This window comes from Clostridium grantii DSM 8605 (assembly GCF_900129965.1).
Taxonomy (GTDB): domain Bacteria; phylum Bacillota; class Clostridia; order Clostridiales; family Clostridiaceae; genus Clostridium_AF; species Clostridium_AF grantii.
This window is the reverse complement of the sequence record NZ_FQXM01000004.1, coordinates 63205-85155: the sequence shown is the minus strand read 5'-3', so window position 1 is coordinate 85155 and position 21951 is coordinate 63205. Positions and strand designations below refer to the sequence as shown.

Below are 21951 nucleotides of genomic sequence, written 5' to 3'. Positions count from 1 at the left end.
TTTAAATATTAATATATTTAAGGAGGAAAGGCTATGGATTTTTCGATTTTAAAAGAATATGAGATGTTAAAACAAATGTATAAAGAATTTGCTGAAATAGAGGTTAAACCTTTAGCACAAGAAGTTGATGAGGAAGAAAGATTTCCTTTAGAAACAGTAGAAAAAATGAGTAAATGTGGATTTATGGGTATACCAATTCCTAAAGAATATGGTGGAGAAGGTGGCGATAATTTAGGTTATGCTATGGCTGTAGAAGAATTATCTAAAGTATGTGCTACCACAGGTGTTATTGTTTCAGCTCATACATCTTTATGTTGTTCGCCTATTTATGAATTTGGTACTGAAGAACAAAAACAAAAATATTTAATTCCTCTTGCAAAAGGAGAATTATTAGGAGCTTTTGGTCTTACAGAGCCTAATGCAGGTACTGATGCAGCAGGGCAACAAACAACTGCAATTTTAGAGGGGAACCATTATATATTAAATGGATCTAAAATTTTTATTACAAATGCAGGTTATGCTGATGTATATATTATTATGGCAATGACTGACAAAAGTGCAGGAACTAGAGGAATATCAGCATTTATAGTTGAAAAAGGGTTTAAAGGATTTAGTGTTGGTAAAAAAGAAGCTAAAATGGGTATCAAAGGATCGTCTACTTGTGAATTAATATTCGAAAACTGTATAGTTCCAGCAGAAAATTTATTAGGTAAGATGGGAAAAGGATTTGGAATAGCTATGAAAACTCTTGATGGAGGACGTATTGGTATTGCTGCTCAAGCATTAGGAATTGCGCAAGGTGCTATTGATGAAACAGTAAAGTATGTTAAAGAAAGAAAACAATTTAAAAGATCAATTTCTCAATTCCAAAATACTCAATTTCAATTAGCAGATATGCAAGTAAAGGTTGATGCTGCAAGGTTATTGGTTTATAGAGCGGCTAAAGCAAAAGACAATAAGGAAACATACTCAGTATATGCTGCAATGGCTAAACTTTTTGCATCTGAAACAGCTATGGAGGTTACTACAAAAGCTGTTCAATTACATGGGGGATATGGATACACAAGAGAGTATCCCGTTGAAAGAATGATGAGAGATGCCAAAATAACAGAAATATATGAGGGTACTTCAGAAGTTCAAAAGATGGTTATATCAGCTAATATGTTAAAATAGGGAGGTTCTAAATATGAAGATAATTGTTTGTATTAAACAAGTTCCAGATACTACAGAGGTTAAAATAGATTCTAAAACAGGAACATTAATAAGAGACGGAGTTCCAAGTATAATAAATCCTGATGATAAAAGTGGACTTGAGACTGCATTAAAATTAAAAGATGAATTTAATGCTCATGTTACAGTAATCACTATGGGGCCACCTCAAGCAGAAAAAGCGTTGAGAGAAGCACTAGCAATGGGAGCGGATGAAGCAATTTTACTAAGTGATAGAGCTTTTGCAGGAGCTGACACTTGGGCAACATCGTTAACATTATCAGGAGCATTAAAAAAAATTGATTATGATTTAATAATAGCGGGAAGACAAGCAATTGATGGGGATACAGCTCAAGTTGGTCCTCAAATTGCCGAGCATTTAAATATTCCACATGTTAGCTATGTTGATTCATTGATAAAAGAAGAGAATAATTTGATAGTAAAAAGAGTTTTTGAAGATGGTTATCAAATGATAGAAATAAAGATGCCATGTCTTATAACTACTCTTAGTGAGAATAATAAAGCTAGGTATATGTCTGTTGCAGGAATATTTGATGCATATAGAGATAAAGAAATTAAATCTTGGACATTAGTAGATATAGATGTAGATCCTTTGAAAATTGGCTTAAAGGGTTCCCCTACAAAAGTAAAAAAATCTTTTACAAAGGGAGCTAAGTCTGCTGGGAAAATATATGAGGTTGATGCCAAAGAAGCAGCAAAAATTATAGTGGAAAAACTTCAAGAAAAATATTATATATAAATTTATTTGAATATGAGGTGGGATTATAGTGAACATTAAAGAATATAAAGGCGTTTGTATATTTATTGAACAAAGAGAAAAAGTGGTTCAAAAGGTTTCTTTTGAACTTTTAGGAAAGGGTAGAGAACTTGCAGATAAATTAAATGAAAAATTAATAGCCGTATTACTAGGATATGATATAAGCAATCTAGCTAGTGAATTGATTAGTTATGGAGCAGATGAAGTTATATATGTTGATGATAAAGCTTTAGAATTGTATATGAATGAGCCATATACTAAAGCATTTTCAAAGGTAATAAAAGAAAAAAAACCAGAGGTTGTTTTATTTGGAGCTACAACTATTGGAAGAGATTTAGCACCTAGGGTTTCTGCTAGAATTTATACAGGGCTTACAGCGGATTGTACTTCTTTAGATATTGAAGATGAAACAAGAAATCTATTGATGACAAGACCGGCTTTTGGAGGAAATATACTTGCAACAATTATCTGTCCAGATTTTAGACCCCAAATGTCTACTGTAAGACCAGGAGTAATGCAGAAATTTAAAAAAGATGAAGCACGAAAAGGATTAATTCAAAAATTCGAAATTGAATTTAAATCTGAGGATATGAATATCAGAATTTTAGAGACTGTTAAAGTAGAAAAAGAAAAAGTCAATATCGAAGATGCAAATGTTTTAGTTTCTGGTGGTAGAGGATTGGGAAATGCTGAAAATTTTCAGATGCTTAGAGAATTAGCTCATGAGTTGAAGGGGGTTGTATCATCTTCTCGTGCTGTTGTAGATGCAGGATGGCTTCATAGAGACCATCAAGTAGGACAAACAGGCAAAACGGTTAGACCAGGAGTATACTTCGCATGTGGGATATCAGGGGCTATTCAACATCTTGCTGGAATGGAAGAATCAGAGTTTATTGTTGCAATAAATAAAGATGCTGGTGCACCAATTTTTGAAGTGTCAGATTTGGGAATTGTAGGAGATATAAATAAAGTAATACCTGAATTGATAAAAGAAGTAAAAAATATTAAGGCTACTAGATAATAATAAATACTTGTGGCAGTAAATTTTAAGTATTTGAAATTCATTAATGATGGAGGTTTTATAATGAGAGAAGTTGTAATAGTTAGTGCCGTTAGGACTGCTATAGGATCATTTGGAGGCGGATTAAAAGATGTTTCAGCAATAGATTTAGGAGCAATTGTGATTAAAGAAGCTGTTGAAAGAGCAAATATTGATGTGAGTTTAATAGATGAAGTAATTATGGGAAATGTATTACAAGCTGGTCTTGGTCAAAATCCAAGTAGGCAAGCTTCTATTAAAGCTGGGCTGCTAGTAGAAACCCCATCTTTTACTATAAATAAAGTGTGCGGTTCTGGCTTAAGAGCCGTGAGCTTAGCATATCAGATGATTCTTTCAGGTGATACTGATGTTGTTGTAGCGGGTGGAATGGAAAATATGTCTCAAGCACCTTATCTTTTAAATAAAGCAAGATGGGGACAGCGAATGGGTAATGAAACTATCATTGATGAAATGATAAAAGATGGTTTATGGGATGCTTTTAATAATTATCATATGGGTATAACAGCAGAAAATATTGCTGAGCAATGGGGTATAACTAGAGAAATGCAAGATGAGTTCGCTTTGAATTCTCAAATAAAAGCTGAGAAGGCCCTAAAACAGGGTAAATTTAAAGATGAGATAGTTCCTATAGAAATCCAAAAAAGAAAAGGGAAAACTCTAATATTCGACAAAGACGAGTACCCTAAATTTAGTGCTACAATTGAAAGTCTAGTTAAGTTAAAAGCAGCATTTAAAAAAGATGGAACTGTTACAGCAGGAAATGCATCGGGTATAAATGATGGAGCAGCGGCTTTTGTAGTAATGAGTTCTGAAAAAGCTGAGGAACTGGGAATTAAGCCTTTAGTTAAAATAGCATCTTTTGCTTCAAAAGCACTTGATCCATCAATAATGGGATATGGGCCAGTAGCATCTAGTAGATTAGCGCTAGAAAGAGCGGGCATGACCATTGAAGATATTGATTTAATTGAAGCAAATGAAGCTTTTGCAGCACAAAGCTTAGCTGTTGCAAAGGATTTGAATTTTAATATGGATAAGGTTAATGTTAATGGTGGAGCTATTGCATTAGGACATCCCATTGGTGCTTCAGGGGCTAGGATTTTGGTGTCTTTGATTCATGAAATGATAAAAAGAGATTCAAAATCAGGTCTTGCAACTTTATGTATAGGTGGAGGACAAGGAACGGCTATGGTAGTAAAAAGATAGTTAGCATTAAAACTATAAAACACACCAAATTAATTGGTGTGTTTTATAGTTTATAATATAATTTCTATATTTATTATTTTGATTGGATCTCATTTAACTTTCTATAAAGGGACATTCTAGGAATACCTAAAGCTTTAGCTGTTTGAACTTTGGTATTATTGAATTTTTCTAAAGTGTCTAGTATTAACTTGTTTTCCATGTCTGAGAGTATATTTTTTAAGTAGTTTTCTCCAAATTCGTGGGTTTCTTTTAATTCTAAATTATTTTTTTCATAAAAGTTATTTTTTTTAGTATTTTCTAAAATATACTCAGGTATATCTTCGATTTTAACACTTTCTCCAGAAGCTGTAACAGCCATTCTTTCAACAATATTCTTTAATTCACGTACATTTCCAGGCCAGGAATAATCAGTGAGTATTTTTTCCACATCTTCTGGAAACTTTTTAAAAATATTGAAATCTTGATACATTTTAGTTATAAAATGATTTATTAATAATGAGATATCTGTTTTTCTTTCCTTAAGGCTTGGCACTTTTAAGTTTAATACATTTAATCTATAGAATAAGTCTTGCCTAAATTCTTTAAGTTTAATCTTTTCTTCTAGATTGCAGTTTGTTGCACAAATAACCCTTAAGTCTAAGTGGATAATTTCATTGCCACCAATTCTTTCAAGTTCCTTTTCTTGTAGTAGTCTTAAAAGTTTCACTTGTAGATACAAAGGAATTTCACCAATCTCATCTAAGAATATGGTTCCACCGTTAGCTAGCTCGAATTTACCCATTTTACCAGTGGAATGTGCACCAGTAAAGGATCCTTTTTCATATCCAAATAGTTCTGCTTCAATAAGTGATTCTGGCATGGCAGCAAGATTTATGCGAATAAATGGGCCATTTTTCCTTCTACTAAAAGAATGGATTGAATGAGCAAAAAGTTCTTTACCTACACCACTTTCTCCAACAATTAAAACAGAAAAATCTGTGTCTGCATAAGATTCGGCTTTAGCTTTACTTTTTTTACCTAAATGAGAATGAGTTAATATATCGTCAAAAGTATATTTTGCTTTGTATAAATCCGAAATTTTATTTGAGGAGCTTTTTTTTAGGTTTTTTAAAATGTTTTTTTCCTCAAAAAAACTATAAAAATGGCCTAAGTTATGAATAAGTATTATACCAGCACCGCCAATGATTACATCTTTATAAAATAAAGGAATTCTATGAACAATTGCTTCTTTACCACTTTGAAATTTATGTTTTTGACCAACTTCTGCTTTGCCGGTTTTAACAACAATAGGAAGACGTACGCTAGGATCAATATCTGTAAGTAATTTTCCTATTACATCTTCAAGTTGTAATCCAAGAAAATCTAGGAAAGCTTGATTCATAATAATTATACGGCCATTAACATCGATAAAGTTTATTGGAATGGGTAATTGATCAAAAAGTAGCGAAGTCATTGATACAAAAATATCGGAGATTTCATCCGGATTAATATCTGAACTAAAATAGTTGTTCATTGTAATCATCCTCTCTAATATATATAAAGATTGTTAAAATTTACTTAATTATATCATTGAAGAGGTTTTCTTTCAATGAGGTATACATTGTGATATATTGAAAATATAGTATTAATTAGTATATCTAAAGTAGTTATTCATTTCTATATACGCACATGTAACAATTAGGTGCATGTAACAATCAGGTGCATGTAAACATTTCCATTGAAAAAACTGGATAGTACTTAGTATTAAAGAATTCGATGTAACAATTTGATACATCTTATAGTATTACGTAGAAGCAATTTGAGGAAGTTTTATAAATAAAATATCTAATTCCACATAAAAATCGATTGGCATAGAAATTGCTATACAATATTAGTAATAAATTGACTTTCGATAGCGCTATTGATATTAGTTTATTAGAAAGGAGTTATAGTAAAAAAGAGCTTTCAAGTTTATAAAATAATTCGGAGGTGTATTAATTGGATAAGAACAATAAGTTTGTTTTAGTAGTTTTAATTTCAACAATACTAGTAGTTTATGCGCAATTATCACAAAATGAAACAGCATTTGCTTTAGGAATGGGTTTAGTAATTTATAGTTGGCTTTTCCTTGGTGCAGCTAAAAATGGCAAAGTACCAAAAGTATTAGCAATAATGTGGGGTATAACTTTCTTAATTATGACAGGATCACTTCTCGCTATGTTAAATATTGTTAAGGTTCCAGAGAATATTATTAGTAGTCACTTCCTTGGGTTCCCGTTACCAACTGCAATACTTTTTTTCTTATTCTGGATGTTAGTAGGATTAGTTAATAATGCAACTTATTCAGTTAGATTTAATAAAGATATTATGAAAAAAGAATGGGTTGAAGAGTTTGAAGAAAAAACAGGAACAGTTTTGTTATCAAAGAAAGCAAATGTATTAAAAGATAATAGTGTAAAGGAGGAAGCATAGATGAACTTATCTTCTTTTTTAATATTAAGTAATCAACTACCCTCAGATCCAACTAGTTTAGTATCCCAATATAAAGGTATGGGAGTAACTACAGCTATAGTAATTGTATATTTACTTATTGTATTAGGAATTGGTTATTGGGCTACTAAAAGAACAAAAAGTTCAAAAGATTTCTTTATCGCTGGTAAACAAATAGGCCCTGTTGCACTCGCTTTAGCAGCATTCTCTGCAACTTTATCAGGATGGTTATTTGTTGGAGCACCAGGATTAATATATAGCATAGGAACAGGTGCAATGTGGTTTACTATGTCGACGGCAGTATGTTATACACTTCTATGGACCATTTTAGGTAAAAGAATGAGATTGTTAGTTGAAATAAAGGATGTTATGACTGTTGCAGATGCAGTAAATGAAAGATTTAAAAGTCAATTTGCATCTGGACTAGCTGGTATTGCAACACTTATAGGGGTTGTATTATATTTAGCAACACAATTATTAGCAATGGGTGTAATTTTAAGTTATGTATTTAATATATCAGTTGCAACAGGCGTGATCATAGGGATGATTGTTACATTGCTTTATGCAATAGGCGGAGGAATGATAGCTGGTATATATACTGACGTTTTCCAAGGAACAATGATGGTAATTACTTCAATAGTAATCTTCGCTATTGCTATGAGTAAAGGTGGAGGAATGTTGAATATTACCAATGTTATATCAACTGCACCAGCACTTTCAGAAGGAGCACTTGGACTTAAATTTGTAGGACCTTTTGGTATAGTAGCTCCAATAGTAGCAATGAGCTGGTTTTTCTTATTAGCTTTAGGTATAGTTGGACAACCACATCTTGTGCATAAGTTTTTCATGATAAAAGATATTAAAAGACTTAGACATGGGGCTTTATTAACAACAGTGCCAGCTATTATTTCAGGATTATTATCTTTTGGTGTTGGTATAGTTGTTAAATCCAAGGTAATGTCAGGAGAATTAGCTGTATTAGTTAAAGCAGATGATGCTATTACAGTTTTCTTACTTAATTATACAACTCCTGTTTTAGTGGGATTAGCTTTCGCAGGAATTGCTTCAGCAATAATGTCAACTGCTGATTCATTTATAAATATAGCGGCTGCGGCAGCTGTTAGAGATTTGCCAAATGCCTTAGGTAAAAAACTTTCAGAAAAATCACAATTAAAATGGGGAAGAATTACTTCACTTGCATGTGGGGTAGTATCAGTATCTTTAGCACTTGGATTAAGTTCAGGGGGTATTGCCTTACTTGGAGCATTTGGATACGGTACTTTTGCAGCAGCTTTAGCTCCTACAATAGGAATGGGCTTTAACTGGAAGAGAGCAACAAAAGAAGGTGCTATTTCTTCAATTGCAGTAGGTCTTATTGTTGGTATTGTACTAGAGGTTGCAAAGGTTTTAAAAATGGGATGGTATATGAATGGACTTGGATCTCTAGGAATATATAATGGATTGTTTGCATTAAGTATTTCCACAATTGTATTTATTGCAGTTTCATTCTTAACAAAACCTGCAGAACTAGATAAAGGTATTGAGGCTGTAATGGATTGTTAAAATAAAATAAGCGAATGAACTTAAGGTTCATTCGCTTGAATATAAAGGGGTAGGGCTATGAAGCAAGTAAGTGAAGCTGAATATAGTAAAGAAATTATTACAAAAGTTGATAGCATGTTGAAAAATTGTCCTTTGGATACTATGTATTTTAATGTTATTTTTACCGAGAAAGAAATAATTTTAGATTTTGTAAATAGAAGTTTTAGAACCTGGTTATTGAGAATTAAGCCTTATAAAGCCCTAGAGTATGAAGGGATAGATATAGCTACCATAAAAAAGCGAAATGAAGAAAATCTAATAATTAAATATAAAGATATAAAAAACATTAAATTAAGTGATAGAACCTTCTTTAAAAATTCTTATATGGAAATAACGGCTGAAGGATTGGATGAAAAATTAAGATTGTTTAGTAGAAATAAAATATGCTTTCAGCAAGATAATGATTTATTAAAGGAAGTATTATTAAATAAAATAGAATTCAACTAAATGTAAAAGATGGAGGAAAAATAATGAAGGTAATAGGAATTACAGGAAGTCCTCGTGAAAAAAGTAACACAAAGTATTTTGTAGAGAATGCATTAAATGAAATTAGCACTTATGGATTAGAAACTGAGCTTATTAGTTTAGATAATAAATATGTTAAACCATGCAAAGGGTGCTACAGTTGTGTAAAAAATAAAGAATGCATTCAAAAGGATGATGACTTTGAGGAGATTTTCGAAAAAATCAAATCAGCAGAAGGAATTATTGTAGGTAGTCCTGTATATCATGGAGCAACTACCCCAAATCTTAAAGCATTATTGGATAGAGCAGGTTTTTTAGGACGTTGGGTTTCTAGTGACATGAAAGCAAAAAATGAAAGTTATGATTTTAAAGGAACTGTATTTTCTGGAAAAGTAGGAGCACCAATTACTGTGGCAAGAAGAACAGGGCAGACATTTGCTTTTGCAGAATTATTACTTTGGTTTACTGTAAATGATTTTATAGTTGTAGGTTCAAGTTATTGGAATGTGGGTATTGCTGGAAAAGGTGGGGCAGTAGATGCTGAGAATGATGATGAAGGAGTACTGAACATCAAGCATTTTGCTTCAAATATGGCTAATGCTATCAAGAAACTCAATGCTTAACTAATAATATAAAAAAATTATGGAGGAATTATATATGGAAAAAAGATTTTGCGTAGGTGTTTTAGATTATTCGATTTATTTACCAGAAGAAACAATTACTGCAGAAGAGTTATCTGAACAGGTAAATATACCTGCTAAAATATTAAGAGAAAAAATGGGTATCAACAAAAAACATTTAGGTGGACCAGAAGATCATCCAGGAATAATGGCTACAAAAGCTTATAAAGCTTTGTTGGAAAAAACTAAAATAAACCCTAAAGAAATAGATATGATACTTTATGCAGGGGAAGCATATAGTGAGTATATTTGCTGGACAGTAGGAATAAAGATACAAAATGAAATAGGGGCGGATAATGCTTATGCATGGGATTTATCATATAGATGTGCAGCTACACCTCTTGCTTTAAAAATCGCAAAAAATATGATGTATGCTGATGAAACTTTAAATACTGTACTAATTGCGGGTGGAAATTCTAATGCATACTTAATTGATTATAAAGATCCAAATCAATCTTTTATGTTTGATATGTCACCAGGTGGATTTGCACTAATATTAAAAAGAGACCATTTTGAAAATGAATTATTGGGGTCAGGTATAGTAAGTGATCACGTATTTTGTGATGATGTAAAAGGAAAATATGGTGGTACTTTATATCCAATTACTGAGGAAATTGCAAGTGATCCAGAAATGCTAAGAAAAGCTAAACTTATTGACCTTCCAGATCCAGAAGGTATGAAGAAAAGACTAGGGGAGAGATCTTTAGGTGACTTTGACCTTGCTGTTAGAAAAGCATTAAAAGCTTCAAATTTAAATGAAAGAGATATTGATTTTATTGGCATTAATCATATAGGACCAAGGGCTCATTATGCAATTATGGCAGGCCTTGGAATAGATAAAGAGAAAACTGTATATTTGTCTGATGATGGACATTGTGGACATGTAGATCAGTTTTTAGCTTTAGATTATGGAATCAAAGAAGGAAAAGTAAAAGATGGTACTGTTTGTGCTCTTTTGGGAGCTGGTACTGGATATGCATTTGCTTGTTCACTAGTTAGATGGGGAAAAATCCAAAAATAGGAGGTTCGACATGAATACAGATATCCATGAGATGTATAAAAGTAAAGTTAAAAGTATACCAGAAGCTTTGAATGTAATAAAGTCTAATGATTGTATTTTAACTGGATTAGGGGGAAGTGAACCGATATCAATATTAAGTAGCTTGCATACAATTAAAGATAATAATGTAATGGGGTGTGAGCTTATAAATTGTTTACCAATGGGTAATTATGAATTTATAAAAAGTCATGATTATATGGATAGTATATTAGTAAACGGATGGTTTTACACACCACCTTTAAGAAAGGCTCATGCAAAAGGTATAACCACATTTATTCCTCAACATTTACATCAAGCTTTAACAAAAAAATTATTTACTTTAGAAGGGCGTAGATTAGTTTTACTTGTAGTTTGTTCACCCATGGATGACCATGGATATTTAAGTCTTTCATTGGGATGTACCTATGAAAGGGATGCAATAGATAATGGGGCTATAGTGATTGCAGAAGTAAATCCAAACTTTCCAAGAACTTTTGGCGATACAATTGTTCATATAAGCGAAATAAAAGCATTAGTGGAAACGTGCAATGAAGTACCTGCGTTACCAGAAATACCGATAACAGAAAAAGATAAAAAAATAGGAAAATTTGTAGCGGAGTTAATTGAGGATGGATCTACAATCCAACTTGGAATTGGGGGTATACCTAATGCTGTTGCAGAAGCATTAAAAGAAAAAAAAGATTTAGGAATTCATACAGAAATGTTTACTGATGGTATGGTGGATTTGATTCAATGCGGGGCTGTTAATAATTCGCGAAAAACTTTATACAAAGGTAAATCTGTTGCAACTTTTGCTTTAGGTTCGAAAAAATTATATGAGTTTTTGGACAATAATCCATCTGTAGTATTTTTAAATGGAAAATGGACAAATGACCCTCATGTTATTGGACAAAATCATAAAATGGTTTCAATTAATACAACTATTGAAGTAGATTTGTTTGGTCAATGTGCTTCTGAATCCATAGGGCCTAATCAAATTTCTGGGACAGGTGGACAATCTGATACCGCAGTTGGAGCACAGATTTGCCCAGAGGGTAAATCTTTTATAACACTTTATTCTACAGCACAAGTTAAGAATGAAAAAGGTGAAAAAATAACAGTTTCAAAAATCACTCCCTTGTTAAAACAAGGAGCGGCAGTTAGTTTATCTAGAAATGATGTGGATTATGTAGTTACAGAATATGGAGTTGCATGGTTAAGAGGAAGATCAGTAAGAGAAAGAGCTGAAAGATTGATTAATATTGCTCACCCTGATTTTAGAAAAGAATTAAGAGAAGAAGCTGAAAAAATGAAACTATTATAATAGTTGACTTTAAATTTAAAGTTTATTTTTTATTTCCACATAATTATAGATAGAATATTTTTAAAATACTAGAGTGATGAACTAATCTATCAAGAATAGCGCTAGCTATCATATTGTCCACAAATATTTGACTCCAATTAGATAAATTAATGTTGCTGGTGATTATAGTGCTCTTTTGCTCATATCTCTTATCTATTAATTGAAAGAACATCTTAGCTTCTTGCTCACCAATAGGCAAAAATCCAATCTCATCAATTATTAATAACTTGTACTTACTAAAATGTTTTATCCTACTATCAAGCCTATTTTCTAAATAGGCTTTCTTTAGTTGATCAATTAAATCATGACACTTTATAAAGTAGGTGCTAACCCTTTTTTTAGCAGCAGCTATCCCGATTGAGGTTGCTAGATGAGTTTTACCAACACAACTATTGCCAATCAAAATTATATTGCTATTACTCTCCAAAAATCTTAAACTCGCAAAATCCAAAAATTGATTTTTGTTTATTTTAGGCTGAAAGTCGAAATCGAAGTCCTTAATTTCCTTTAAGTGTGGAAATCCAACTACCTTTACCATTGCATTAGTAGCATTGAAGTTCTTCTCCTCTATTTCCTTTGCTGTAAGCTCGTAGAGCGCGTCTACTAAGCTTATTTGTCCTTCATTTACCTTGGTTATATATTCATCTATCTTAAGGTTTATTTGTGTTAATTTTAGGTCCTTTAAATTTTCACATAACTTTTGATAACTGTTCATTAAACTTCTCCAATTCTTTAAAATGTTTATTTGCATAGTCTTCTACTGTTTCTTTTTCTTGTCCCTTAAATGTAATTCCTAATAATTGCACATGATGTTCTTTATGATAATTAATTTTGTTTTTAGAAATGCCATGTATTGTAACTAAATTTTTGTTATAATACACATAAAGGTTATCTTCAGTAACATCTATAGAAATTGTTTTACCAATAAGTTATGGTGGAACAGAGTACATGTTTTGTTTGTACTTAAACAGAGCATTGGTATTCACCTTTACTGAAGTGGTGACATTTTTGTAAAAAGAACATACTTTATCATTGGGTAGTGGTAGTAGATGTTCTTTTTCTTTGTTAAAAACTAATATAGGCGGTAAGCCTGTAGCTTGGCATATTCTTGCATTAGCAAGCATTTGAATTTCTTGTTTAGTAAGGATATTGGGAAATTTACGATGTCTTCGGTGGCGGGGGATTTGTTTATAATTTAAATTGATGTTTAAGGTTACACCATACAAAAATCTAAGACCCTATTATAGGAATTTACACTTCCAGAATCTAGCTTTTTTATAGCTGTTAGATAGTGAAGAAATTCTCTGATATGAGTTATATTGAGTTCAGTTGCAGGTTTATTAAAGTGATTTTGAAATATTTTGCCTTTAGTGTAGTATTCATCTTGAGTATGTTTGCTAAAACCTCGTAGTTCTACGTCAAACTTTAGTTGTTGCAAAACTTGTTCTTTTGTCATAATTATACATCTCCTTTATTTAAAATTATTTCCTTGATAAAGGGGTTGTATACAAAAGAGATAATACTTATATTTATATGATGCTACTATTGGATGGAGGGTTTAAGACCACCGCGCCAGCGGTTTAGTGCTATACATATTTGGACAAGTTACATTCTGGGTAAAATACCGACAATGTGAATTAATTTAAAATTTATGGAAACATATACTCATTCTTTTATAGCGATAGCACATATAGCATTGATTATTTGGATACCATAAACTAAATATACAATTAAAACAAAATTTTAATAAAGGGAGGATAATGTGTTAAATTTAGCTTCTACTTATCTTATAGTAAAGGATATTGAAAAATCAATAATATTTTATGAGGCTTTGTTAGAAATGGAAGTATCTGTACAAAGATTTGATAGATGGGAACAGTTGAATTTTAACGGCAATTGTATAGCTTTATCTAACTCTAAGTATGATGAAAAAAGAATAAAACTTAGAAATAATAAATACTGTCTATGATTTCTAAGAAATTGTATATAATAATGTTAAGAAAAGAATTATTAAGAAGCATTGGAGGAAAATAATAAGTGATTGCAATATTAGAAAAATAAGATGAATCTATAAATTTGACATATAACTATACCGATAGAATGTTGGTTCATCTGAAAAACATAAAATAAAATTTTAATAAATTAGATAATCCTAATGATATAACAATTGAAGTATATAGAGATTCTATTATTAAAAAATATGAAACATTAGAAGACTTGACTTGGAAGTTATTGTCTAAAATATTCAAAGCATCTGGCTTGTAAATAAATAATCCTAGAGGGTGTTATAAGCAAGCTTTTAAAGAAGGTCTTATAGATGACATAAATATTTGGAATGACATCTTGCTTTCAAGGAATAGTACTTCCCATATTTATAATGAAGAGGATTATGAAGATATAAAAGAGAAAATTTTAGATGAATATATTGATGCTATAGAAAAATTATTAAGTAATATTTCCGAAAAAGTGATTTTATTTGGTTCTAGAGCTAAGAAAATGGCTAACTTTAATTCACACATAGATTTATGTATAAATTATTTGGGTGTAAATAAAGGTAGTATTGTGGAAGCTATTAATAAATTAATAGGTATTTTCTCCTGGATCTCCCATTGTACAAACAAGTATTAAAAACCATATAAATTCTACACCTGGTATGAAATTAATTAAAATAAAAGCGCCACTTTTTCCAACATCGTGTAATCTTTTTATACAAAGAGCAAGACTTGGTAATAATATTGCAAAACTATATAATCCACCAATAAAACTAACATCTACGCCAATAACATAAGATAAAATAGAAATTAAGATAGAAATAATTAAGTTAAACAATACAAACATCCAAAATTCTCTTCTTCTTGCACGTCCATTAAATTGAACGAATATATCAATTCTTATACATAGCCAAAATATTAAGGAGTGTAAATGATGAAGTATGATTTTGAAACTATTGTAAATAGAACAAATAAAGGTTCTGCTAAGTATGAACAAATGAAAAAATGGAATCCTAATGTAAATGAAAATATAATTCCTTTCTCTATAGCAGATATGGAGTTAAAGAATCCACCTGAAATAGTAGATGGACTAAAAAAATATATTGATTCTACTATTTTAGGATATACTGTTCCAACGGAAAGCTACTTAAATGCCGTATGTGACTGGATGAAGAAAATGCACCATTGGGATATAAAACCTGAATGGATAGTAGGATCTCCTGGAGTTGTAAGCAGTTTTTATTCCGCTGTGAAGGCCTTTTCAAATCCAGGAGATGGAGTAATAATAATGACACCGGTATATAATCCTTTCTATAAAGCTTTAGAAAAGAATGATAGAAAGGTTGTGAAAAATCCCTTAATAAATACAGGGGATACCTACGTTATAGACTATGAAGATTTAGAAAGAAAAGCTGAAAATTCAAGAAATAAGATACTTCTTTTTTGTAGCCCACACAATCCCGTAGGAAGAGTATGGAAAAAAGAAGAACTAGAAAAAATAGGAGAAATATGTTTACGGAATAATGTTTTAATTATATCAGATGAAATACATTTTGATATTATTATGCCAGGATACGAACATACAGTGTTTGCAAAAATATCCGAGGAAATAACAAATAACATAATAGTATGTACTGCTCCAAGTAAGACTTTCAATTTGGCAGGGATGCACACTTCAAACATAATAATACCCAATAAGAAAATTAGACATACTTACAAAAAAGAAGTCTATTCAAATGGAGCTTTTCATTTGAATATTTTGGGGTATAAGGCATGTGAGATTGCTTATACTCAGTGTGGAGAATGGTTAAATGAACTTATTAAACATATATATCATAACCATTTGGAGTTAAGGAAGTATATTGAAGCTAATATTCCTGAAATAAAAGTATATAACCTTGAAGGGACCTACCTTCAATGGATGGATTTTAATGGAGTAGGCCTAGATAAAAATGAACTTCAAAAAATCTTACATATGGAAGCAAAAGTTTTCTTGGATGAAGGTTATATTTTCGGGGAAGAAGGAAACGGGTTTGAACGCATGAATATAGCCTGTCCAACTAAAGTTATGATGGAAGGCTTGCAAAGACTTAAGAAGACTTTCAAAAAATAGTAGCAAGTCAGCGAGCCTGAGGCTGTCATTTATATCTGTAATATTTCAAGGATGATAGGAGTATTTGGGACAATATTTTGTAGTTTTGGATTAAACATAACTTTTTAATAAAATTTAACTTTATTGTAACTTTTTTTAGCATTATAAGGTCTATAATACTATAAAGGAAACTTTATAGTATTTAACTGATTTTTCAGCATGAATGCAAATAGTTTTTCTATAAAAGATTCAACTAAATTTAGTTGCTAGTTTATTTCTTATTCCTGTATTTATTATCATAGGACTTGCTGTTTTTATAAAGCATAAGATGGGTTTAATTAATGGGATGCCTAGAAATTCAATTACTCAATTATCAGGATTCCATTCATATTGGTACATGCCATAAATATCATTAACTAGGAGAGTGAAAATGGAGTATTTATTAGAAAGAGATTTTGTAGTTATAGAAACAGAAAGACTAATTTTGAGAAGAATCGACTTATCTGATAACACAGATTTATTTGAGATTTTTTCATCTGAAAAAATCATGATGTTTTATGGTATGTTTCCCATGAAAGAACTAATAGAATCGGATAATTTAATTATGAATTTTAATAAAGGGTTTGAAGAGGGTAGAACTATTAGATGGGGAATTGAGTTAAAAAAAGAGAACAAACTAATAGGGACCTGTGGTTATCATAATTGGAATAAGAAAAATTTTAGAGCTGAAATTGGATATGAATTATCGGATAAATATTGGAGAAAAGGATATATAACAGAAGCTGTAAATGGAATTATAGAATATGGATTTCATCATATGTGTCTTAATAGGATAGAAGCCCTCGTTTATCCAGAAAATATTGCATCCCAAGAATCATTAAGAAAATTGGGGTTTGTAAAAGAAGGCCTCTTAAGAGAATATGCATTCTTGAGAAACAAAAAGCAAGATTTAATTATGTATTCACTTTTGAAGAGGTAAGTAAAGAGATTTATGTAAACTTAGTATTAACTTTAACAATAGAAGATTTCGAAATAAAATCCTCCATTGTAGCTATTGCACCATACCCCTATGGGGTAGTATAATATAATTATATCTTGATTTTATTTACTGCCAACTCTTTTATGTTAGAGATATAAAGATTTTGAAAAAATGTTGAAAGATGCTACGATTTATTTCATGGAGGTTAAAAGGAATATGACTAAAAAATTTACTAACTATCAAGATTCTTTTTTTATTATTACAATTTTATTTTTTATACTTGGAATGATCCATATATCATTTTCAATTCTAGGATTTTTATGTTTTATTACACCTTTTGTACTCTTTGGTATATATAAAGATAAAATTTGGTGTAAATATTATTGTCCTCGTGCAGGGTTCTTTATGAGATTTCTTAGTAAAATAAGTTTAAAGAAAAAACTACCTAAAGTACTAAAAACTGAAGGGTTTAAAAGAGGAGTAGTTATATACTTTATAATCAATTTATTCTTTGTTACCATGTCTACAATTATGGTTTCTCTGGGGAAGGTAGCACCTATGGGTGAAATTCGATTTATGATTTTATTCACTATGCCTTTTGATTTACCTCAACTTTTAAATATAAGTCTTCCTAATGGAATAATTCATTTAGGGTATAGGATGTACTCTATTATGTTTTCATCTACTATTGTAGGATTAATTCTTGGTATCTTATATGCACCGAGAACTTGGTGTACTATATGTCCTGTGCAGACTTTGACAACTGTTAAGAAAAAATAAGACAAGCTAATATACTCTGCTATAAAACCGAATACTGGTGACATGAAAGTGGTTCCTAAGTAGGCACATGCCATTTGCATTCCCATAATGGCCTGAGATTTATCAGAACCAAAATTATTAGGTGTCTCGTGAAGAAGACTTGGGAAGATAGGGGCACATCCTAATCCTACTAGAATTAGCCCCATAAGTGTTATAATATCTCCCAGAGGAATTAATAATAACAGGGTGCCTAATGCTGCAATGAAACCACTGACGAATCGTCCCAAGGTTATTCCAAGATAAAACAGGGATGCCCATGTTGCTGCTATTTCCGCATTAATTCCTTTGTGAAGCACCAAATAGCTGCTTGCCCAAAGACCAGTTTAGGCTTCTAAAGAACAATAACAGAAAAATGCCGTTAATATTGCCTTTGCTCCAGGTAGTTTTAGGGCTTCCTTTAAACTTATACTTTTTATCTCTTGGGTTGACGATTCACTTGCTTCTTGTTTTGTTTTCCATAAAGGTAAGGATATAATCAAACAAATAACAAGAACAATTTGTATAATACTAATGCTTTGATATCCAGAATTCCATTTCAAACCATTTGTCAAGCATAGTCCATAATATATGGAACAGCTGTTGCACCAACTCCCCAGAAGGAATGTAACCAGCTCATATGTCGTGATTTGTAGTGCAACGCCACAAAGTTGTTCAAAGCGGCATTCACACTTCCAGCCCCAAGTCCGTAAGGAATTCCCCATAAGCATAACTACCAAAAGGAATGAGAAAATGAAAATCCTAGTAATGCTACCGCTGTCATTGAAACGCTAATAATTGTTACTACTCCAGTACCTAATTTTCGGATTAATTTATCGCTAAATAAACTGGATATGATGGTTCCTCCTGCAATTACCATGCTAATGATTCCTACATAAGACACAGATACATTTAATTCTTTCTAAAACAGATAAAAAAATTGGTGTAGATTTAGGAATAAAGGAATTTGCAATAACAAGTGATGGAGTGTTTTTTAGTAATGCCAAGCACTTAAAGAAATCAGAAAAAAGGTTAGCTAAACTTTAAAAAAACCTATCACGAAAACAGAAAGGTAGTAACAACAGAAAAAAAGCTAGAATTAAAGTAGCAAAGCTGCACGAGAAAATAGCTAATCAAAGGAAAGATATTTTGCATAAAATAAGCACTCAATTAATTAACGAAAACCAAGTTATAGTGATTGAGGACTTAAAAGTAAGTAACATAATTAAAAATCACAAGTTGGATAAATCAATAGCAGACGTAAGTTGGAATGAATTTAGAAGGATGCTAGAGTATAAAGCAAAATGGTATGGTATAGAAATAATAATAGCATCATCAAATTATGCAAGTAGTCAACTATGTTCTAGTTGTGACAATAAATCAAGTCAAACAAAAGACTTATCTTGTAGGACTTATATATGCCCAGTGTGTGGAATGGTAATGGATAGGGATATAAATGCTGCTAAAAATCTACTAAAATTAGCAATGTAATATGAGATATATTGCTATAGAGGTTGGTTCTGACCTTGATAGCTTGGGTAAACTTGCTACAGTAGTAGTATTGACCAAGAAGCTTCCACCTCTTAGGTGGTGAGTAGTTCACTGAATAAGCATATTAAAGACATTGATTATAACAGAGATCAGTTATACAAATTACCAATTTCAGAAAATCGTAACTTTGAAGGTCTTTATTTAGCAATAAATGAGTTATTGGATAAAATCAACCTTGCAATCATGAATTTAAAGAACATAAATGAAAAATTAAACTTAGTTATGGATGAATCTGGAATATATTTATGGGAATTAGATGAAAATAAAAATAAAATATCATTTCCTTTCGGAAGGAAAAAAGAAATTGTAGCTAATAAATTTAACGATATTTATGAAATAATGGATAGTTTTCTTGATAAAAATGATAAAAGTAAATTTTTAGAATCATATAATCATTATAAAGAAGGAATTTGTGAAAAGATTAGTTGTGAAGTGGCAAGTAAAAACAGAGCTGTAGATACTAAATGGTTTTTTATTGTTGGGAAAAGAAGTGAAGATAATAACAAAAATATTAAGAGGATGAGAATAAAGCTAATGAATTTATGAATAAGCTAAAGTCCATAGGAACTAAAATAGCAATTGATGATTTTGGAAGTGAATATACTTCAATACAGTATCTAAAGATGTTTCCAGTTGATATTATAAAATTTGACAAAGCATTAATTTATGAATATTTGAATGAAGATAATAAACAGGTGGTTAATTGTTTGTTTATGCTAGCTAATGAATTTAAATTAGATATAGTATCAGAAGGAGTAGAAACTTATGAACAGTATGAGATACTTAAAGAACTTAACTGCCAGTTTATACAAGGATATTTATTTAGCAAACCCTTAGAGAAAGAGGGTATTGAAAGTATTATAAATATCAATTATTTGAGCAAAAATAAGTTGGAGTAAAATAAGCTAATTAAACCAATATAAAACCCCAGAAATAAATGAATTGGGGTTTTTAATGGTAAAATAATAACTTAATTAGTAAGGGTAGTATCTTCTAATTCTTTATTTTCTTCTAGTATAACTTCTTCTGATTCAGATTTTGTTTGAGTTAACTCTAAATTATCAAAGCTTGTTAAATCTATACTAGAATTCTCATTTATAAAATAAGAAATTTCAACATTGTCGCCTTCTTTTGTTAAAGGCAATTCATTACTCATATTCAAAGAAGAAATAAAGATTTTATCTAATCTTTCATTAATAACTATATAGTAATAAGTGGTGTCATCAATGATGCTAGAACCGATTCTTTTTACAATTCCTTTTTCCTTTATTTCTTCATTACTGTTTTGAAGACCTTGCCAATCTCCTTGATTTTTTAATTTTTTAATATAATTTGATTTTGTTTTACTTAAAGATTCCCCAACACCTACCAAACTATAATCTTTTACATTAACCATAGCATAAAGTTTAACTAAGCCTTTTTTATCTTTTAAGGTCATAAAATAGGTTGCTTGGCCATCTACATTTATAAGGATAGGAAAGGTTGCAGTGTATTCTTTTTCTTGAACTTGTCCCTCAGCAGATTGCATTGCAGCAATTTCATGGGAACCTGATACTTTATAAAGATTTGTTTCTTTTGTTTTTGTATTTACTAACATAAAACCAATAGTGGCTTCATCCGCACCAGCTGAAGTCATTCCGGTATAATAAAAACACTCTCCATTATTATAAACAATATTATAACCTTCAGTTGTTTGAATTACATCTTTGTTAGAAGGATTCCACCATCCATGGACGTACTTGCCCCATTGATTTAATTGTTTCATAACAAAATCAGCTGGTATAACTCTGTCTACCCATTGAGGAATTTCATTTAATCCATAGTCTTCAATTAAACCTGTTTCAGGGTCTACAATAAGAACACCAGAAGCATTTGAACCTGTAAAACCAAAAGTATTTTCATATTTAGTTATAACCCAAAATGGATTACCTTCATCATCTAACTCAAAGGAGTAGTCAGTAAGCCCAGTATTTTTATAACCAGCATTATATACATGTCTAGCTAAATCATCATTGAAAAATCCAGAAGGTTGATATTTTATTTTAACATCTTTGTTATTTATAGTTTGAACTAAGCTTATATCTCCTTGATTGGTTGCACTTATCATAATATAACCAGGAGTACCATCTTTATTTGAATTCCATTTGAAAAAACCGGAGTGTGTTAATGGAGCCACCCAAAAAAGTTTTCCATTTACATTTTGTTTTGTAAATTGTCCAAGAGTTACTTGACTTCCAAGAGCTACTTGCTCCCCAAGCTTTTTATCACCTAAGTTTTGTGCTAATTCTTGATCAACTACTGGGATTTGAGTTAAATCTATAGGGGAAATATCTGTAGAAAAATCCTTTGCTGTTATTTGACCTATTAAAGCACGTTTTTTTGTGTTATTCACTATACCACTTGAAATAATCATATTTGCCAGCATAAAGAGAATTATTAATGATGGAGCAATAAGATAGGCTAAGGTTTTTTTTGTGGAATAACCTATACCTATAGATAATGGAATAGATAAAATAAGAATAATTAGAACAGAACCAAAATATTTTAAATTTAAAACTGGTAAAAACAATTGATTGATGAACACTGCTAGTAGAATGGTAATGAACAATGAAATTAATATTGGAGCAAATTTCCTTTTCATGATTTATCCTCCTGATATTTACTTAATATGATTT

At 30.9% G+C, this 21951-nt stretch carries 25 protein-coding genes and 1 pseudogene; 18 read left to right on the top strand and 8 right to left on the bottom strand.

From position 1 onward, the window contains the following. The first annotated feature begins 33 nt into the window (after positions 1–33). From BUB83_RS03975 to BUB83_RS03960, 4 genes are all read left to right on the top strand, one after another. Positions 34–1173 carry an acyl-CoA dehydrogenase gene (locus tag BUB83_RS03975; RefSeq protein WP_073337156.1) on the top strand — a complete coding sequence of 380 codons (1140 nt, stop codon included), beginning with the start codon at positions 34–36 and terminating at the stop codon, positions 1171–1173. A gap of 13 nt (positions 1174–1186) precedes the next feature. After that, positions 1187–1969 carry an electron transfer flavoprotein subunit beta/FixA family protein gene (locus BUB83_RS03970; RefSeq protein ID WP_073337155.1) on the top strand — a complete coding sequence of 261 codons (783 nt, stop codon included), beginning with the start codon at positions 1187–1189 and terminating at the stop codon, positions 1967–1969. Positions 1970–1997: 28 nt separating this feature from the next. Beyond that, complete coding sequence (locus BUB83_RS03965) at positions 1998–3008, top strand: electron transfer flavoprotein subunit alpha/FixB family protein (RefSeq protein ID WP_073337154.1); 1011 nt, start codon at positions 1998–2000, stop codon at positions 3006–3008. Positions 3009–3071: 63 nt separating this feature from the next. Then, positions 3072–4250: an acetyl-CoA C-acetyltransferase gene (locus BUB83_RS03960; RefSeq protein ID WP_073337153.1), complete on the top strand. Its 1179-nt coding sequence runs from the start codon at positions 3072–3074 to the stop codon at positions 4248–4250. Positions 4251–4323: 73 nt separating this feature from the next. On the opposite strand, the gene BUB83_RS03955 is transcribed toward BUB83_RS03960, so the two are convergent. After that, positions 4324–5763 (bottom strand): sigma-54 interaction domain-containing protein, encoded by a 1440-nt coding sequence (locus tag BUB83_RS03955; protein WP_073337152.1) that lies wholly within the window; start codon positions 5761–5763, stop codon positions 4324–4326. 464 nt (positions 5764–6227) lie between these two features. On the opposite strand from BUB83_RS03955, the gene BUB83_RS03950 reads away from it, so the two are divergent. Genes BUB83_RS03950 through BUB83_RS03925 form a run of 6 tightly spaced genes read left to right on the top strand, consistent with a single transcriptional unit; the run spans position 6228 to position 11829 of the window. Continuing rightward, entirely contained in the window at positions 6228–6701 is a 474-nt protein-coding gene (locus BUB83_RS03950) for a hypothetical protein (protein WP_073337151.1), read from the top strand. Then, complete coding sequence (locus BUB83_RS03945) at positions 6702–8282, top strand: sodium:solute symporter family transporter (protein WP_073337150.1); 1581 nt, start codon at positions 6702–6704, stop codon at positions 8280–8282. 57 nt (positions 8283–8339) lie between these two features. Continuing rightward, positions 8340–8768 carry a hypothetical protein gene (locus BUB83_RS03940; RefSeq protein WP_073337149.1) on the top strand — a complete coding sequence of 143 codons (429 nt, stop codon included), beginning with the start codon at positions 8340–8342 and terminating at the stop codon, positions 8766–8768. Between the two features lie 23 nt (positions 8769–8791). After that, positions 8792–9409 carry a flavodoxin family protein gene (locus tag BUB83_RS03935; RefSeq protein WP_073337148.1) on the top strand — a complete coding sequence of 206 codons (618 nt, stop codon included), beginning with the start codon at positions 8792–8794 and terminating at the stop codon, positions 9407–9409. A 34-nt stretch (positions 9410–9443) separates the two neighbouring features. After that, positions 9444–10487 carry a 3-oxoacyl-ACP synthase gene (locus tag BUB83_RS03930; protein WP_073337147.1) on the top strand — a complete coding sequence of 348 codons (1044 nt, stop codon included), beginning with the start codon at positions 9444–9446 and terminating at the stop codon, positions 10485–10487. A 10-nt stretch (positions 10488–10497) separates the two neighbouring features. After that, complete coding sequence (locus BUB83_RS03925) at positions 10498–11829, top strand: acetyl-CoA hydrolase/transferase family protein (protein ID WP_073337146.1); 1332 nt, start codon at positions 10498–10500, stop codon at positions 11827–11829. Between the two features lie 43 nt (positions 11830–11872). On the opposite strand, the gene istB is transcribed toward BUB83_RS03925, so the two are convergent. The 3 genes from istB to BUB83_RS21210 form a co-directional block, all read right to left on the bottom strand. Beyond that, the gene (gene istB, locus BUB83_RS03920; protein ID WP_073337145.1) at positions 11873–12583 is read right to left on the bottom strand and encodes an IS21-like element helper ATPase IstB; all 711 of its coding nucleotides are present in this window, start codon (positions 12581–12583) and stop codon (positions 11873–11875) included. Continuing rightward, the gene (locus BUB83_RS03915; protein ID WP_073337144.1) at positions 12558–12749 is read right to left on the bottom strand and encodes a hypothetical protein; all 192 of its coding nucleotides are present in this window, start codon (positions 12747–12749) and stop codon (positions 12558–12560) included. The genes istB and BUB83_RS03915 overlap by 26 nt, the downstream gene beginning before the upstream one ends. Positions 12750–13081: 332 nt before the next feature. Beyond that, complete coding sequence (locus tag BUB83_RS21210) at positions 13082–13324, bottom strand: phage integrase N-terminal SAM-like domain-containing protein (RefSeq protein ID WP_341465340.1); 243 nt, start codon at positions 13322–13324, stop codon at positions 13082–13084. Positions 13325–13630: 306 nt separating this feature from the next. Here BUB83_RS21210 and BUB83_RS03905 point away from each other — a divergent pair, with 306 nt between their 5' ends. Together BUB83_RS03905 and BUB83_RS22395 are read left to right on the top strand one after the other, a co-directional pair. After that, positions 13631–13837 (top strand): VOC family protein, encoded by a 207-nt coding sequence (locus BUB83_RS03905; protein WP_073337143.1) that lies wholly within the window; start codon positions 13631–13633, stop codon positions 13835–13837. A gap of 296 nt (positions 13838–14133) precedes the next feature. Then, complete coding sequence (locus BUB83_RS22395; RefSeq protein ID WP_278336915.1) at positions 14134–14496, top strand: nucleotidyltransferase substrate binding protein; 363 nt, start codon at positions 14134–14136, stop codon at positions 14494–14496. Here the strand turns inward: BUB83_RS22395 and BUB83_RS22900 are convergent. Further along, complete coding sequence (locus BUB83_RS22900; RefSeq protein ID WP_423231137.1) at positions 14449–14856, bottom strand: DUF805 domain-containing protein; 408 nt, start codon at positions 14854–14856, stop codon at positions 14449–14451. The two genes, BUB83_RS22395 and BUB83_RS22900, sit on opposite strands and share 48 nt — an antisense overlap. Here BUB83_RS22900 and BUB83_RS03890 point away from each other — a divergent pair. From BUB83_RS03890 to BUB83_RS22180, 3 genes are all read left to right on the top strand, one after another. Beyond that, positions 14794–15972 (top strand): MalY/PatB family protein, encoded by a 1179-nt coding sequence (locus tag BUB83_RS03890; protein ID WP_073337142.1) that lies wholly within the window; start codon positions 14794–14796, stop codon positions 15970–15972. The genes BUB83_RS22900 and BUB83_RS03890 overlap by 63 nt on opposite strands. 409 nt (positions 15973–16381) lie before the next feature. Further along, positions 16382–16930, top strand: a complete 549-nt coding sequence (locus tag BUB83_RS03885) for a GNAT family N-acetyltransferase (RefSeq protein ID WP_073337141.1) — start codon at positions 16382–16384, stop codon at positions 16928–16930. 216 nt (positions 16931–17146) lie between these two features. Further along, entirely contained in the window at positions 17147–17710 is a 564-nt protein-coding gene (locus BUB83_RS22180) for a hypothetical protein (RefSeq protein ID WP_073337140.1), read from the top strand. A 362-nt stretch (positions 17711–18072) separates the two neighbouring features. Here BUB83_RS22180 and BUB83_RS22845 read toward each other — a convergent pair whose 3' ends face one another. Continuing rightward, positions 18073–18300: a hypothetical protein gene (locus BUB83_RS22845; protein WP_341465339.1), complete on the bottom strand. Its 228-nt coding sequence runs from the start codon at positions 18298–18300 to the stop codon at positions 18073–18075. Between the two features lie 158 nt (positions 18301–18458). After that, entirely contained in the window at positions 18459–18605 is a 147-nt protein-coding gene (locus BUB83_RS22840; RefSeq protein ID WP_341465338.1) for a hypothetical protein, read from the bottom strand. A 38-nt stretch (positions 18606–18643) separates the two neighbouring features. On the opposite strand from BUB83_RS22840, the pseudogene BUB83_RS03870 reads away from it, so the two are divergent. The 3 genes and pseudogenes from BUB83_RS03870 to BUB83_RS03860 form a co-directional block, all read left to right on the top strand. Then, positions 18644–19216: pseudogene (locus tag BUB83_RS03870) on the top strand (RNA-guided endonuclease TnpB family protein); the annotation flags it as partial. A gap of 96 nt (positions 19217–19312) precedes the next feature. Next, complete coding sequence (locus BUB83_RS03865) at positions 19313–19822, top strand: hypothetical protein (RefSeq protein ID WP_073337138.1); 510 nt, start codon at positions 19313–19315, stop codon at positions 19820–19822. Continuing rightward, positions 19819–20175, top strand: coding sequence for an EAL domain-containing protein (locus BUB83_RS03860; protein ID WP_073337137.1), 357 nt, complete (start codon positions 19819–19821; stop codon positions 20173–20175). The genes BUB83_RS03865 and BUB83_RS03860 overlap by 4 nt, the downstream gene beginning before the upstream one ends. A gap of 71 nt (positions 20176–20246) precedes the next feature. Here the strand turns inward: BUB83_RS03860 and BUB83_RS03855 are convergent, their stop codons facing one another. Further along, a complete protein-coding gene (locus tag BUB83_RS03855; protein WP_073337136.1) occupies positions 20247–21917 on the bottom strand; it encodes a hypothetical protein in 1671 nt (556 codons plus the stop codon). Positions 21918–21951: the final 34 nt, after the last annotated feature.